General features: G+C 66.0%; 15 protein-coding genes and 1 pseudogene. 12 read left to right on the top strand and 4 right to left on the bottom strand.

The genetic code is table 11. The features are described from left to right. The first annotated feature begins 92 nt into the window (after positions 1-92). The 7 genes and pseudogenes from CXR02_RS18055 (at position 93) to CXR02_RS18085 (ending at position 6,201) form a co-directional block, all read left to right on the top strand. The gene (locus CXR02_RS18055) at positions 93-914 is read left to right on the top strand and encodes a methyltransferase domain-containing protein (protein WP_104063239.1); all 822 of its coding nucleotides are present in this window, start codon (positions 93-95) and stop codon (positions 912-914) included. A 75-nt stretch (positions 915-989) separates the two neighbouring features. Further along, positions 990-1,301 (top strand): type II toxin-antitoxin system Phd/YefM family antitoxin, encoded by a 312-nt coding sequence (locus CXR02_RS18060; RefSeq protein ID WP_258061101.1) that lies wholly within the window; start codon positions 990-992, stop codon positions 1,299-1,301. Continuing rightward, positions 1,301-1,690 (top strand): type II toxin-antitoxin system VapC family toxin, encoded by a 390-nt coding sequence (locus CXR02_RS18065; protein WP_104063240.1) that lies wholly within the window; start codon positions 1,301-1,303, stop codon positions 1,688-1,690. The genes CXR02_RS18060 and CXR02_RS18065 overlap by 1 nt, the downstream gene beginning before the upstream one ends. Before the next feature lie 40 nt (positions 1,691-1,730). Further along, positions 1,731-2,354: a LysE family transporter gene (locus tag CXR02_RS18070; protein ID WP_104063241.1), complete on the top strand. Its 624-nt coding sequence runs from the start codon at positions 1,731-1,733 to the stop codon at positions 2,352-2,354. 132 nt (positions 2,355-2,486) lie between these two features. Next, the gene (locus CXR02_RS18075) at positions 2,487-3,497 is read left to right on the top strand and encodes a bile acid:sodium symporter family protein (RefSeq protein WP_104063242.1); all 1,011 of its coding nucleotides are present in this window, start codon (positions 2,487-2,489) and stop codon (positions 3,495-3,497) included. Between the two features lie 127 nt (positions 3,498-3,624). Continuing rightward, positions 3,625-4,033, top strand: a pseudogene (locus tag CXR02_RS18080) (low molecular weight phosphotyrosine protein phosphatase). Next, entirely contained in the window at positions 4,030-6,201 is a 2,172-nt protein-coding gene (locus CXR02_RS18085) for a chorismate-binding protein (RefSeq protein ID WP_104063243.1), read from the top strand. The pseudogene CXR02_RS18080 and the gene CXR02_RS18085 overlap by 4 nt, the downstream one beginning before the upstream one ends. A gap of 9 nt (positions 6,202-6,210) precedes the next feature. On the opposite strand, the gene cls is transcribed toward CXR02_RS18085, so the two are convergent. Next, positions 6,211-7,650 (bottom strand): cardiolipin synthase, encoded by a 1,440-nt coding sequence (cls, locus tag CXR02_RS18090; RefSeq protein WP_104063244.1) that lies wholly within the window; start codon positions 7,648-7,650, stop codon positions 6,211-6,213. Positions 7,651-7,778: 128 nt separating this feature from the next. On the opposite strand from cls, the gene CXR02_RS18095 reads away from it, so the two are divergent. From CXR02_RS18095 to CXR02_RS18110, 4 genes are all read left to right on the top strand, one after another. After that, a complete protein-coding gene (locus CXR02_RS18095) occupies positions 7,779-8,720 on the top strand; it encodes an aminodeoxychorismate lyase (RefSeq protein WP_104063245.1) in 942 nt (313 codons plus the stop codon). Between the two features lie 83 nt (positions 8,721-8,803). Further along, on the top strand, positions 8,804-9,271 hold the full coding sequence (locus CXR02_RS18100; protein ID WP_104063246.1) for an NUDIX domain-containing protein: 468 nt from the start codon (positions 8,804-8,806) through the stop codon (positions 9,269-9,271). Between the two features lie 84 nt (positions 9,272-9,355). Then, positions 9,356-9,820 carry a pyridoxamine 5'-phosphate oxidase family protein gene (locus CXR02_RS18105; protein ID WP_104063247.1) on the top strand — a complete coding sequence of 155 codons (465 nt, stop codon included), beginning with the start codon at positions 9,356-9,358 and terminating at the stop codon, positions 9,818-9,820. Further along, the gene (locus tag CXR02_RS18110; RefSeq protein WP_308470699.1) at positions 9,804-10,391 is read left to right on the top strand and encodes a GNAT family protein; all 588 of its coding nucleotides are present in this window, start codon (positions 9,804-9,806) and stop codon (positions 10,389-10,391) included. Before CXR02_RS18105 ends, CXR02_RS18110 begins: the two co-directional genes overlap by 17 nt. Positions 10,392-10,628: 237 nt before the next feature. Here CXR02_RS18110 and CXR02_RS18115 read toward each other — a convergent pair whose 3' ends face one another. Genes CXR02_RS18115 through CXR02_RS22670 form a run of 3 tightly spaced genes read right to left on the bottom strand, consistent with a single transcriptional unit; the run spans position 10,629 to position 12,945 of the window. After that, the gene (locus tag CXR02_RS18115; protein WP_258061103.1) at positions 10,629-11,324 is read right to left on the bottom strand and encodes a Rid family hydrolase; all 696 of its coding nucleotides are present in this window, start codon (positions 11,322-11,324) and stop codon (positions 10,629-10,631) included. A 26-nt stretch (positions 11,325-11,350) separates the two neighbouring features. Next, positions 11,351-12,124 carry an FAD-dependent oxidoreductase gene (locus tag CXR02_RS23050; protein ID WP_308470702.1) on the bottom strand — a complete coding sequence of 258 codons (774 nt, stop codon included), beginning with the start codon at positions 12,122-12,124 and terminating at the stop codon, positions 11,351-11,353. After that, positions 12,121-12,945: an FAD-dependent oxidoreductase gene (locus CXR02_RS22670; protein WP_258061104.1), complete on the bottom strand. Its 825-nt coding sequence runs from the start codon at positions 12,943-12,945 to the stop codon at positions 12,121-12,123. The genes CXR02_RS23050 and CXR02_RS22670 overlap by 4 nt, the downstream gene beginning before the upstream one ends. A 249-nt stretch (positions 12,946-13,194) precedes the next feature. Between CXR02_RS22670 and CXR02_RS18125 the strand changes: the two genes are divergently transcribed. Then, the gene (locus CXR02_RS18125; protein WP_258061105.1) at positions 13,195-14,427 is read left to right on the top strand and encodes an acetyl-CoA C-acetyltransferase; all 1,233 of its coding nucleotides are present in this window, start codon (positions 13,195-13,197) and stop codon (positions 14,425-14,427) included. The last annotated feature ends 23 nt before the right edge of the window (positions 14,428-14,450 follow it).

A 14,450-nucleotide genomic window follows, 5' to 3' on the forward strand; every position in this document is an offset into this window, starting at 1 on the left:
ATGTCGTCATAAGGGCTCATAACGACATTAAGTGCCACCTACTTCGGGGACGGTTCCGCCTGTTTTTCACTGCGGAGGGGTAGCGTTTTATTATGAGTGAGCAGCAGCCTGACGACGACGATGTGTACACGCACGGCCACCACGAGTCGGTGGTCCGCGCCCACGCTTCCAGGACCGCGGAGAACTCCGCGGCCTTTGTCATTCCGCACCTCACGCCCGGGGTTTCAGTGCTCGACGTCGGCTGCGGCCCTGGGAGCATCACCTGCGATTTCGCCGGGCTGGTGTCGCCCGGAAAGGTCACCGGCCTGGACCGGTCGCCGGACATCATCGCCCAGGCCACGGCACTGGCCGCCGAACGCGGCGTGGCCAATGTGGAATTCCTGGCTGGCAACATCTACGACCTTGACTTCGAGGACGAAACGTTCGACGTCGTCCACGCCCACCAGGTGCTCCAGCACCTGACCGACCCGGTGGAGGCGCTGCGCGAGATGCGCCGGGTAGCGAAGCCGGGCGGCATCGTGGCAGTGCGCGACGCCGACTTCCACGGCATGAGCTGGTATCCCCCCGTCCCTGAGCTGGACGAATGGATGGACCTGTACCAGCGGATCGCACGACGCAACGGGGCCGAGCCCGACGCCGGCCGCCGGCTCGTGTCCTGGGCCCAGTCTGCGGGCTTCAGCAACGTGGCGCCCACCAGCAGCAACTGGCTCTATGCCACCGGGCAACAACGGAGATGGCAGGCCCGGGTCTGGGGCGAACGAGTGCTGCATTCGGCCTTCGCGGAGCAGTCCCTTGAATACGGCTTCGCAAATCCAGCGGACCTGGCCCGGATTTCGGCAGGATGGCACCGCTGGGGATCCACAGACGACGGCTGGTTCCTGATCCCGAACGGTGAGGTCATCGCCCGGGCGTGATTTTCCACGGGCGTAATTTCCACATAGGCATACCCGTGCCTATCCACCCTGTGCTGGCGGCAATAGCGTCGGACTATGAGCCATTACGGAGAGAACGAATACTGGGCAGAGCCTTACACCGCTGAGGTTGACCAACTAGACTTGGTCAACATGGGGCAATACAACGTCCAAGAGGCAAAAACCCGCCTGTCTGAGCTGTTGAACCTCGTTGAAAACGGCGAGGATGTGGTCATCGCCAAGGCAGGCCGTCCGGTGGCCCGGCTGGTGAAAATCGAGCGCCCCCACAAACGCGAGCTGGGCTTCCTGGCGCCCCTTCAAATTCCTGACGGGTTCTATGACCCGTGGACCGACGAGGAAATGGGCGAAGCGACGGGCAGGGATCATTGATGCGCCTGCTGCTGGACACACATGTTTTCCTGTGGGCCCTCGCCGAACCCAGGAAACTGTCCACCAAGGCCAGGAACGCCATCACCAAGCTCGAGAACTCGGTCTACGTGTCGCCCATGACCGCGTACGAACTGTCCTGCAAACACCATCAAGGCAAGCTGCCGGCTGGGGCGGCGATAGTGGCAAGCTTTGGACGGCAGGTGGCCCACCTGTACGCCTCTGAGCTGTCCATCTCCGCACCGCATGCATTGGCCGCCGGCCAGTTGGACTGGGAACACAAGGACCCCTTTGACCGGATCCTGGCTGCCCAGGCCATGGTGGAGGGGCTGACGCTGGTAACGGCAGATGAGGAGCTTCACGCATTCGAGCCCGTGACCACGCTGTGGTGAGGCGGCACTCTTGTTGTGCCGACGGCACTAAACTTGGCAGGTGCAATTCTCCCTTTGGCTCGCCCTCGCGGGCGCCGGCGCCCTGATCAGTTTCACGCCGGGTGCCGGTGCCATCAACACCATGAGCAACTCGCTGACGTCAGGGTTCCGCCGCTCCATCTGGGGCATCCTTGGCCAGCAGGCAGCCCTGGTTGTCCACGTGGTGATCGTGGCGTTGGGCGTCGGTGTGCTGGTGGCAAGCTCCCCGGTGGCCTTCAATGTGATCCGTTACGCCGGGGCCGCCTACCTGGTGTACCTGGGCATCCGCCAGTTCCTGGGCAAGCCGGAGCTGGACCAGGAACAGGCCGCCGCCCTCCGGAACGAGCCCGCCTGGTCAATGTTCCGGCGTGGCCTCTGGGTCAACCTGCTCAACCCGAAGGCCATCGTTTTCTTCCTCGCGTTTATGCCACAGTTCATCCGCCCGGAACAGCCGCTCCTGCAGCAGTACCTTGTGCTCACAGCCACCGTGGTGGTGATCGACATCCTGGTGATGTGGTTCTTCTTCGCCTTTGCCGCCAAGTCCTTCCAGCGGTTCACGCACAACGCCCGTGGCCAGAAGATCCTCAGCCGGATCTTCGGGGTGCTCTTTGTGGCGGTAGGAATTCTCCTTGCGCTGATCCACTAGGCGTGTTCTTCCAGGCCCGTCGTCAAGGCCTGGATCCACTGGCGAGCCTTCCGGCCGCAGATGTCTGACATTTTTGCCCTGAGTATGGTCATGAAGTGGCCACCCGCCGGACATCAATGCCACGATCGATAAATGCTTGAGGCAACCAAATCCCCCACATCGACAGAATCCGGCCCTGATCACGCCCCGGCACCCGCCAACCCGGCGTTGGCCGCCGAGGCGAAAATCGCGCGGCTTGCCGTCACGATCTTCCCGGCGCTGGTGGTCCTGGCGGGTGTCGCCGGCTTCCTTGTGCCAGCCACCTTCCAGCCGCTGGGGCCCAGCGTCCCGTACCTGCTGGGCATCATCATGTTCTGTATGGGCCTGACCCTGACGCCGCCGGATTTTGCCTCCGTGGTGAAGCGCCCGTGGGCAGTGGTCCTGGGCATCGTGGCGCACTACGTGATCATGCCCGGTGCGGGCTGGCTGATTGCCGTGGCGCTCCAGCTTCCGCCGGAGCTTGCCGTAGGCCTGATCCTGGTGGGCTGTGCACCATCCGGCACCGCCTCGAACGTGATGGCATTCCTGGCCAAGGGGGACGTTGCCCTGTCCGTAGCCGTCGCTTCGGTATCCACCCTGATCGCACCGGTGGTTACGCCACTGCTGGTCCTGTTCCTGGCCGGATCGTTCCTTAATATCGACGCCGGGAGCATGGTCCTGGACATCGTCAAGACGGTACTCCTGCCCGTCATCGCCGGGCTTCTGGCGCGGCTGTTCTTCAAGAACCTCATCGCCAAGCTGCTGCCGGCACTGCCTTGGGCATCCGCCGTCGTAATTTCCTTCATTGTCGCGATTGTTGTGGCGGGCAGCGCCTCCAAGATCGTGGCAGCGGGCGGCATTGTGTTCCTCGCAGTGGTCCTCCACAACGGCTTCGGCCTGGGCCTCGGCTACCTGGCGGGCAAACTGGTCCGGCTGGACGATAAAGCACGGAGGGCGCTCGCCTTCGAAGTGGGCATGCAGAACTCTGGTTTGGCCGCCACGCTGGCCACCGCGCATTTCACCCCGCTGGCCGCACTGCCGTCCGCCGTTTTCTCGCTGTGGCACAACATCTCCGGCGCGATCGTGGCAGCATTGCTGGCGCGGCGCCCGCTGCAGGACGCCTAGCAAGGCCGATCCTGGAAGGCAGACGGACGGACGGAGTTTTGACTTCTCGGTCAAATTTCTTACGAATCTGTCACGACATGTGAATGCCAGCTGGCCAAGAATGCCCCGGTCCCGCATGCTTAGCCCCATGAACTCATCGTCGAGCCCATACCGAATCATCGCCGTCTGCACGGGGAATATTCGCCGGTCACCGATGGCTGAGATGATGCTGGGCGCGGCATTCCAAGCAGAAGGCCTGGGCTCGGATGTGACAGTGGATTCGGCAGGAACTACCGGCTATGAGGCAGGGCGGCCCATCGATCCGCGCGCCATGAACAAGGTCCGGATGCTCCGCAGCTTCGACCGCCGCTGCCGGCAGCGAACTGCTGGAACAAGGCATCGAGGATCCCTGGTACGGGGGCCATGCCGATTTTGACGCCGTCTGGGAGCAGATCCGCGGCGCCGTGCCCGGCGTCGTCGCGCATGTCCGCACGGTCGTTGGCCAGGCGGCGCCGCGACCGCAGCTGATGCAGCAGCAGGTACGCTCTATTTCATGACCCCCGCACCTGTGATCATCGCCATTGACGGGCGATCCGGCGCAGGGAAAACCACTCTGGCCATCGAACTCGCCGCCCAGCTGCGGAACCATCACAAAGTCGCGCTCTTCCACCTTGAGGACATCTACCCGGGCTGGAACGGCCTCACCGCGGGCATCGAGCGCTACGTTTCCACCGTGCTCACGCCGTTGAGCCGCGCCGAGCCCGCCACCTGGACTAGCTGGGACTGGGAAAGGCATTACGACGGCGACACGCGGGTCACGCTGCCCGCCGAGATCGTGATCATTGAGGGAGTGGGGGCGGCGGCTGCGGACGCCCGGCCCCTGCTCAGCGCTGTCATCTGGGCAGACTCGCCGGACGACGTCCGCCGGAAACGGGCCCTGGACCGCGACGGCGGCACGTATGAGCCGTTTTGGGACCAGTGGGCTGAGCAGGAGGAGGCCTGGCTCGCCGCCGACGACGTCCCCCGCGAAGCCGATATCCGCGTCCTCAACAATGCCGACGGTTCCGCCACCGCCGACGTTATGCAGGCCCTCGCGTACCTGCCCGCTCTCGGACCTGCCCTTGTTCCCGAGCTTGCCGCCCGCCGCGGCCTCAGGCTGCGCGCAGAACGGCTGGACGCCAGGCCGGATGCCGCGGTGCTCTTCGAGAACCTCTACGGCGGCTCGGCAAATGCCGTCTGGCTGGACTCCTCCAACGCGGACTCCTCCAACCCAGGCTCCTCCGCCAGCGCATCCCCCGGCGCGCCCGCGACTCCGTCGGAAAAGCAGCCCGCCACCGTGCGCAGCCGCTTCAGCATCCTGGCGGACGACGGCGGGACGTACGGCCAGGCGGTCACGCACCGGTCCGGCGAAAGCGTCATCACGGCAGGCTCCGCCACCGCGCGCGTGCCGGGACCGTTCTTCCGCTGGCTGGACACCGTCTGGGGACGCCGGGCGGTCCGCACGCCGGACGGCTACCCGGGCGACTTCACCCTGGGCTGGCTGGGCTGCCTGGGCTATGAGCTCAAGCGCGAAACCGGCGGAACGGACGTGGCGGCGCCGACTCCTGACGCGGCCCTGATCTTCGCGGGCCGGGCCGTCGTTTTGGACCACGTGGAAGGAGCGGCATGGCTCCTTGCCCTGGAAGCGCCCGACGCCGACCACTGGCTGACAGACGCCCGCGCCGCCGTAGCTGTCGCTGTCGCCGCCGCCGTCGCCGCCCCCGTCGCCGTCGCCGCGAGCACGCCAGGCCCAGGGGACGAACGCACGCACGCCGGCGGCAGCAACGGCGTCGTCCGTCCCGTTGGGCCCGCGTTCAGCAGCCGCGACACGGAGCCGTCCTACCTGGCAAAAATCGCGGCCGCCCAGCACGAAATCCGTGAGGGGAACTCATACGAGGTGTGCCTGACCACCACGCTCACGGCCCGGCTGCCGGCCGCCGCGGCGGCCCCCTGGCCCACGTACCTCGCGCTGCGGCGGAAGAATCCGGCGCCGTTCGCCAGCTACCTGCGGTTCGGCGGGCTGACAGTGGCAAGTACGTCGCCGGAGCGGTTCCTGAGGATAACGTCCGACGGCGGCATGCGCGCCGAACCGATCAAGGGCACCCGGCGCCGGGGTGCTGATCCGGAGCGTGACAGGCAGCTGCGGGAGGACCTGGCGACCTCGCTGAAGGACCGCGCGGAAAACATCATGATTGTGGACCTGCTGCGGAACGACCTCAGCCACTTCGCGGAGCCCGGGTCGGTGACTGTCAGCAGGCTGTGCGAGATCGAAAGCTACGCCACGGTGCACCAGATGGTCAGCACCATCGACGCGCGGCTCCTGCCCGGCTCGCCGCGGGCCGAGGCGGTGGCCGCCTGTTTCCCGGCCGGTTCCATGACCGGCGCCCCGAAAATCAGCACCATGGCCATCCTGGACCGGTTGGAGGAGGGCCCACGCGGCCTGTATTCCGGCGCGATCGGCTACTTTTCCCTCAACGGGGCCACGGACCTGGCGGTGGCGATCCGCACCCTGGTAACCACGGCGGTGGCCGGGGACGGCGGCGAACAAGAGTCGACGGCGGAACTCACCCTCGGCGTCGGCGGCGCCATCACTGCCGACTCGGTACCTGACGAGGAGTACGACGAAATCCGTGTGAAGGCGCACGGTGTGCTTTCCGCGCTGGGTGCGGACTTTCCCGACGCCTGACCCCCGGAGTTACTGGAGCGTGGCGGTCAGCCTGGCGACGTTGTCGACATAGCGGGCAGCGAGGGGGCGCTGCAGCCAGTCCTCGAGTATGAGCTCGTTGGAAATGTCGCGGTATGTGTCTTCGACCGCACGCATGTTGTCCACGGTTTCCGCGCCGAGCAGCATCACCGAGACCTCCATGTTCAGCGAGAAGGAGCGCATGTCCATGTTGCTGGAGCCCAGGACGGCCACTTCGTCGTCGATGGTGAAGTGCTTGGCGTGGAGCACAAAGGGCGCCTTGTAGAGATAGATCCGGACGCCGGCCTCCAGCAACGCCTCGTAATAGGAACGCTGGGCGTGGTGGACCAGGAACTGATCGCCCTTCTCGGAGACGAACAGCTCCACGTCCACGCCCCGCTGGGCCGCCGTGGTGATGGCGTAGAGCAGGGAATCATCGGGCACAAAATACGGGCTGCAGATGGAGATACGGTGCTGCGCGGAGTAGATCAGGGTGTTGAAGAGGCGCAGGTTGTTTTCGGTGATGAACCCGGGACCGCTGGGCACCACCTGGGCCGTGACGTTGCCCGGTTCGGGGTTGGCCGGGAGCTGCAGCTGGTGTTCCAGGGACTCGTCGGTTTCGCTCAGCCAGTCGGTGGCGAACACAACGTTGAGCGTAGTGACGATCGGTCCGCGCAGGCAGGCCATCAGCTCCACCCATTCGCGGCCGGCCTTGCGGTGTTTGGGGTTGTTGTAGGAGGGCTCGATCAGGTTCTGAGACCCCGTGAAGGCGAGTTCGCCGTCGATCACCATGATCTTGCGGTGGTTGCGGAGGTCCGGGCGCCGCCACTGGCCGTGGGTCGGCAACAGCGGGAGCATGCGCTTCCAATGGATCTTCCCGGCCCGCAGCCGCTTGAGCAAGTTGCGGTAACCCTTGACCCGGAGCGTGCCTATGTGGTCAAACAGCACGCGCACTTCCACGCCGCGCTCGGCGGCCTCCTCCAGGGCGGTCAGCAGGTCATTAGTGATGTGGTCCGTGCTCATGATGTAGAACTCGGCGTTGACGAACGTCTTGGCTTTGCGCACGGCCTCGGTCATGGCCAGGATCGAGTCCGGGTACCCGGGAAGGAGGTCCACGGAATTGCCGTCCACCATGGGGAGGGAGCCGAGCCGACGGTTCAGTTCCCCGGCGGACTTCACCCATTCGGGTCCTTCATATTCACTGACGACGTCGGCGAGCGCCGAGATGCCGGACCGCACCCGGGTGTTGATGATCTCCTGCTGCTGGCGGCGGCGGCTGGAGAGCTTGAAGTTTCCGAACAGCAGGAAAAGGACCAGGCCCAGGAACGGTATGAAGAAGATACCCAGCAGCCAGGCCATGGCCGTGGTGGGGCGCCTGTTGCCGGGGATGATGCCGATGGCCAGAACCCGGATCACCAGGTCCGCAATGCTGAGCACCACCACCACCCACATCGGCGCGGTACCGACAAGCGAAACTGGCCACAGCACTGGAATACCCCCGGATTGCGCGCACCCGCGGACCGGTTCCGGCGGGGCAATGACCACAGCTTAGCCGCGGCCGGCCCTACTAAGCTGGAGCCATGACTTCTCCTGCGCCCGTGGTGCTCGTTTTCCTTGACCCCGCGTTCCCGGACGGCCGGCTGGCCGACGCTGCGCAGCCCCAGCTGATGGCCACGGACCAGGGCGCCACCCGCGGCGACGGCGTGTTCGAATCGATGCTTGCGGTGGGCGGCGCGGTCCGGAAGCTGCAGGCGCATCTGGACCGGCTCGGCGGGTCCGCGGACGCCCTGGACCTGGTGATTCCGGCGCAGGACGCGTGGCGGGCGGCGATCGCCACGGGCCTCGCGGCGCACCGCACGCAGCACCCCGCGCCGTCGCCCGCCGAGGACGAGGTGGTGGTGAAACTCGTGGTCACCCGCGGCCCGGAAGGGGCAGGGTCCCCCACATGCTGGGTTCAGGTCTCCCCGGTGGGCGCCCTCGGCCGCCGCCAGCGCGAAACCGGGATCGACGTCATCCTCCTGGACCGCGGCTACAACAGCGACGTGGCTGAGCGTGCCCCGTGGCTGCTGCTCGGCGCCAAGACCCTGTCCTATGCCACGAACATGGCCGCCCTGCGGTACGCCCACAAACAGGGCGCCGACGACGTCATCTTCACCTCCTCCGACGGCCGGGTCCTGGAGGGCCCCACGTCCACTGTGCTGCTGGCACATCTGGAAACCTCCGACGACGGCGCCGGCGCCACCCGGACGGTGCGCCGCCTCATCACCCCGCAGCTGGACAGCGGGATCCTCCCCGGGACCTCCCAGGGTGCCCTGTTCGCGGCGGCCAAGGCAGCCGGCTGGGAGCTCGGCTACGGGCCGCTGGAGCCGCGGGACCTTCTGGACGCCGACGCCGTGTGGCTGATTTCCAGCATCAGGCTGCTCGCGCCGGTGAACCACATTGACGGCAAGGAAGTCGGGACGCCTGCGGTGCAGAAGCAGCTGACGGCCGAACTCAACGCATTGTTTGCCGGGATCCAGTAGGTTCCGGGATCCAGTAGGTTCCGGGATTCAGCAGTTTCCCGGATCCCGTAGTTTTCCGAAGTTCAGCAGGGAGACCTTAAGCCATGGTGGTTCACAGTGCGGGGATCCTGCTGTACCGGCAGGGAGCGGACGGGCTGGAAGTGTGGATAGCGCATATGGGCGGACCGTTCTGGGCCCGCAAACAAACCCAGTCCTGGTCGGTTCCCAAGGGCGAGTACCTTCCCGACGAGGAACCATTGCTGGCCGCGCTGCGCGAGTTTGCCGAAGAAATCGGCACGCCGCCGCCAGCTGTGCCCTACTTTGAGCTAGGCGCGTTCAGGCAACCGTCGGGAAAGATCATCACAGTGTTCGCCGCGGAGTCTGACTTCCAGCCCGAACGGATTGTGAGCAACACGTTCCCGCTGGAGTGGCCCAAAGGATCCGGCATCATCCAGGACTTTCCCGAGGTGGACGATGCCCGGTGGGTGACGGAATCCGAGGCCCGCGGCAAACTGGTCAAGGGCCAGCTTCCCCTCCTGGACGCCCTCAGGGAGCATGTTGAGCTGCCCTGAGTCGACCTGCCCAGGCCCGGGCCTGGGGGTTGAAGTGTGGCAATACCCTGTTGGTCCGTCGCATAGGTCCGTATGGTTTGGTGCATGAACTCTTACGCGCAGCCGATCAACAAATTGACATTTGACGAATGCTGGGAATTACTGGCCGACGACACCCTGGGGCGGCTGGCCCTTGTAGTGGACGGCCATCCGGAGATCTTTCCGGTCAACTATGTCCTGGACCGCAGGAGCATCGTCTTCCGCAGCGCCGGTGGCTCCAAACTGTGGGGCGCCCTGGCGGACCGTCCCGCGGCGCTGGAGATCGATGGATATGATCCCCGCACGGAGGTGGCCTGGAGTGTGGTGGCGCGCGGAGACACCGAAGTGATCGAGGCCCAGGCTGACAAGGACGCCGTCGACGCCCTGCATCTGGAGCCCTGGCAGTCTGGACCTAAGAATTACTACATCCGGCTAACCCCACTGGCACTCACCGGCCGCCGCTTCCAGGTCACCAAACCGGATGTCTGGAACACCCGGTTGTCGGACCGCCGTCGTGCTTCCTTCGAATAGCGCGGGAGAGCTTATAGACAGCGAAGCCCCCGCTCCGCTCGTCCCGGGGGTCCGGATCCGGCTGCTGCGGCGGAGCGATGCGGCCGGCCTGAGTAAGGCCTACCTCCGGAACCGCCAGCACCTGGCTGCGTGGGAACCGGAGCGGGACGGAGCCTTTTTCACTCCCAGGCATCAGCTGGACATCATCCGGGCCAAGCTCGCCCAGCATTCCGTGGGCCAGGAAGTTCCGTGGGTGCTGGTGAACCGCGACGATCCCGCGTACATCGTCGGCGCCGTCACCCTTACTGGCATCGTCCGTGGGCCGTTCCTCAACGCCAACCTCGGGTACTGGGTTGATTCCAGCCTCAACCGGCGGGGCATCGGAGCTGCCGCGGTCCGCTTCGCCACGGACCATGCCCGGACAGAACTGGGCCTCCACCGGGTCCAGGCGGCAACGCTGCTCCACAATGAGCCCTCACGCAAGATCCTCAAACGCGCCGGGTTTCGGGAAATCGGCGTGGCGCCGGAGTACCTGAAGATCGCCGGCCGCTGGCAGGACCACCTGCTCCACCAACTGCTCCTCCACGGCTGACGCCAAAGGATCCAGGGCACATTGCCGGTCCCCCGGTCTCGCCTTAGCTGGCCCCAGGCCCCCTGAATCCGCAACCGAAAGTCAGATCATGAGCAACGACGCTCACATCCCCGTCATCCTGGGCGGCGCACGGACCCCTTCGGCAAGTTCCGCGGCGGCCTCTCCGGCCTCAAGGGATGAAGGGCCCGGGTGTGCCCGGGCCCTTCTGCACGACGTCCTTGAGTCCTTGGCCGGAGGCTACTTCCCGGAGGCGGCCGGGTACGCGGCGTCCACCTCCACTTCCACCAGCCAGCCGTTCACCGGCAGATTCTCGATCTCCAGGGCGAACCGCGACGGCCTCGCCGGGTTCACCACATACGGGTCGGCGGGCGCGGCCGAACCCAGCGATACCTTTACCGGAGACCCGTCGGCGAGGCTCGTGTTGGCGAAGTACTGCCGGTACGCACGGTTCCAGCCGTCAAAGTCGGCCCTCTCCGTTCCGGCAGGATTCTGGAGGAAAACCCGCATGGTGATGACGTCGTCGTAGTCCAGTCCCGCCTGGGCGAGGTTTTCCCCGATCCGGCGCAGGGCGTTGATCCCCTGCGCCTCCGTCACGGTCACCCCCGGGGGAAGCAGCCCGCCGGGAAAGACTGCCGTGTCGATGTACCGCTGTTCGCTGCCGGCAGGGGCCGCGGTGTTCAAGGCTGAGGGCCCCAGTCCACTGGTCTTGTATATTGCGGTATTCGCCCCTATGGCCACCCCCGAGGCAATCATCGGATTGTCCTGTCCGGCCGGCAGGTTGGATACCGTGTTGCCCGGCTTGGGGGAGGTCAGGTCCTGGAAGACGGCCGGTGCGGCGAAGGCTGCTGTTGCAGTGAGGCAAACGCCGGCCACGCCAGCGGCGATCAGGGAAGTGCGGCGGATCATGGGCTTCTTTCGTGGGGTTGGGGACATGCCAGTGCCGGATTCCTGCGGGGCGTTCAACCGGCCACCGCCGCTGCCACCCGGGTGTGCAGCGCCGTAACGGCCGCGCGGGCGGAGGTCATGGCCCCGTGCTGCCAGGCAATGGCGTGGCTCAGGTGGTCACCGGCGAAGTAGATGTTGCCGGTGGGTTCCAGGAGCTTGGCGTATTTGGCGTCAGTCTGCGATGGCCAGCCCACCCACGCGCCTTCCGAGAACGCGGTGCATTTCCAGTCAACAGAGAACGACGCCGCAACGTCCTTCCGGTACACGTCACCATGGATCCGCGCGCCCTGGTCGAGGGCACGGCTGAGCCGCTTTTGGGGCGGCAGCGCCTGGTAGATGCGGGCATTGGCGCCGGTGTTGTAGTAGCCCACCATGGTGCCGCGCTGGCCATGGAAGCCCGTGGATGGGTACCACATGTTGCCCAGGTCGATGTTGGTGTTGGTGATGCCGCCGTAGATTCGGTGGTCCTCTTCCCACCACCGGCGCGAGTACTCAATGCCGATCTTTCCGGCGTCGCTGGGGGTGGCAAACTTCAGCGCATCGATAACGTCGGCGGGCAGGTTGCCGGGGATCTTGGCGGCAAGGTGCGGCGGCAGCGTGCAGACCGCGAAATCGGCCTGCAGGGTCTTGGTCTGGCCGCCCGGATTGGTGTAATCCACGGAAACGCCCGCGGAAGTGTTGTTCAGCGACTGAACCTTGGCGCCGTAGATAATCTTGTCCTTGCCGATGGCGGCTTCGAAAGCATACGGAATCCGGTCCATGCCGCCCACCGGCTGGAACATCATCATGGCCTGGTCCCAGCCAAATTCGAACGAGAAGTAGTTCCCCACGCCGCTGGCGAACACATCGGAGAGGGCATCCGGGGCCAGGGGCGTGCCGGCCTCGAGGCCGGCGCCGGGAGCCACGGAGTAACCTTTCCTGCCGGTGCCCGAGTACTTGAAGCTGGCCCCGGCACCTTGGCTCCGATGGCGCCGAAGTTGCCCAGGAAGGAGATGAGGTGCTCCTTGTCGGTCGGGCTCAGGTAACGGTCCAGCGAGCCCTGGTCGGTGGCCTTCGCCAGCAGTTCCGAGACATATCCGTAGACGTCCGCCTTCGCCGCACGGTGCCGAACCGGAGTGTTGGACAGTTTGGTGCTGCCTTCGCGGAACAGGTAGCCGTCAGCGTTCTGGTTGGTGAAGGGCTCGATGGCGACGCCGAGTTCCTTGCAGTAGTCCAGGGTGATGTGGTGCTGCGGAATCCGGCCCGGCCCGGCATTCATGTACTGGTCCTTGGAGAACGTGGCGCGCTGCGGGATCCCGTTGAGGTCGGTCTCCTCCGTGCCGCCGCGGACTGTCCAGTTGCGCCCGCCCGGCCTCATCCGGGCTTCCAGGATGGTCACTTTGTAGCCGGCCTTGCCCAGTTCATAGGCGGTGGTGAGCCCGGCGATGCCGCCACCCAGCACCACTACCGACTTCCCTGCCCCGTTCAGGTCGCCTGCCCGCGGAGCGGCGAACGCCGGCGTCGCCGAATCCGGCGCAAGGCCCATGGCCTCCATGGTCTGGTACATGACACCGGCGCCACCCACCATGCCCACGTAGCGGAGGAAATTCCTGCGAGTCGCACTTGCCATATTGTTTTCCCTTTTCTGTCGGACGTTACGAAGGGAGCGTATTGATTGAATGTTTCGTCAGATGGCGTGACAATTTCGTGGCCGAACCGTTCATATTTCGGTAAAGTAAACAGGCTTTACGCTGGGTAAACGCGATGCCGGCGTCCCGTTCCCAGCCGCCGGTGCCCGTGACATGCTGGAGGAAACGGCAACCGGACGTGCCATCAAGGCGTTCGGACACCGCCGCCGCCACCACCGAAAGGCACCATCATGGGCAACGACGCCATGGCCAACACTCCCCAGGGCATCGAGGACCGCACAGCCGTCATCCTGGGCGGCGCACGGACCCCCTTCGGCAAGTTCCGCGGCAGCCTCTCCGGGCTCACCTCCAGCGAACTGGGTGCCCACGCCATCAGGAACGCACTGGAACGGTCCGGCGTGGCGCCGGAACAGATCCAGGCCGTCATCGTGGGCCAGGTTATCCAGGCGGGCGCTGGCCAGGGACCCGCCCGGCAGGCCAGCCTCGCCGCCGGCATCGGCTGGGATGTGCCCACCGTGACCATCAACAAACTGTGCTTGTCCGGCCTGACTGCTGTGATTGATGCCGCCCGCATGATCCGCGCCGGCGAGGCTGATTTCATTGTGGCGGCGGGCCAGGAGTCCATGACCAACGCCCCGCACCTGCTCCCCCGGCTTCGCGGCGGCGTGGCCATCGGAGATGCGCCGCTGCTGGATTCGCTGAACTTTGACGGCCTGCAGGACCCCGTCTCAGGTGAACTGATGGGCTCCGCCACGGACGCCGGGAACGCCCGCCTGGGCATCAGCCGCGAGGACCAGGACGCCGTCGCCGCCCTTTCGCACCAGCGGGCGGAGGCCGCCCGGGCGGCCGGCATCCTGGCTGAGGAGATCGCTCCGGTGGAGGTCCCGCAGCGCCGGGGACCCGCCGTCGTGATTGATGCCGACGAAGGCATCCGCGCCGGCACCACCATCGAGACGCTGGCGGCACTGAAGCCCGCCTTCTCCAAGGATCCGGCGGCCACCATCACCGCCGGTTCTGCCTCCCCGCTGTCGGACGGCGCCGCCGCAGTGGTAGTGGCCAGCAAGGCAGCTGCGGAAGCGGCCGGCCTCAGCTGGATCGCGGAAATCGGCAGCCACGGCCAGACCGCCGGACCGGACGGATCCCTGCATTCCCAGCCGTCCCGCGCCATTGAGAGAGCCCTGAAACTCGAAGGGCTGACCATTGACGACGTGGACCTCATTGAGATCAACGAAGCCTTCGCCTCGGTGGTGCTGCAGTCCGCCACGGACCTGGGGATCGACGCGGACAGGATCAACGCCGACGGCGGCGCCATCGCCCTGGGCCACCCGGTGGGAGCCTCAGGGGCCCGATTGGTCCTGCATCAGGCACTCGCGCTGAACCGGCGCGGCGGAGGGACAGGCGTGGTTGCCTTGTGCGGCGGCGGCGGCCAGGGCGACGCCCTGATCCTGAAAGCCCGCCAGTAGTCCCGATCCGGTCTCAAACGGCG

This window comes from Arthrobacter sp. 4R501 (assembly GCF_002929755.1).
Taxonomy (GTDB): domain Bacteria; phylum Actinomycetota; class Actinomycetes; order Actinomycetales; family Micrococcaceae; genus Arthrobacter.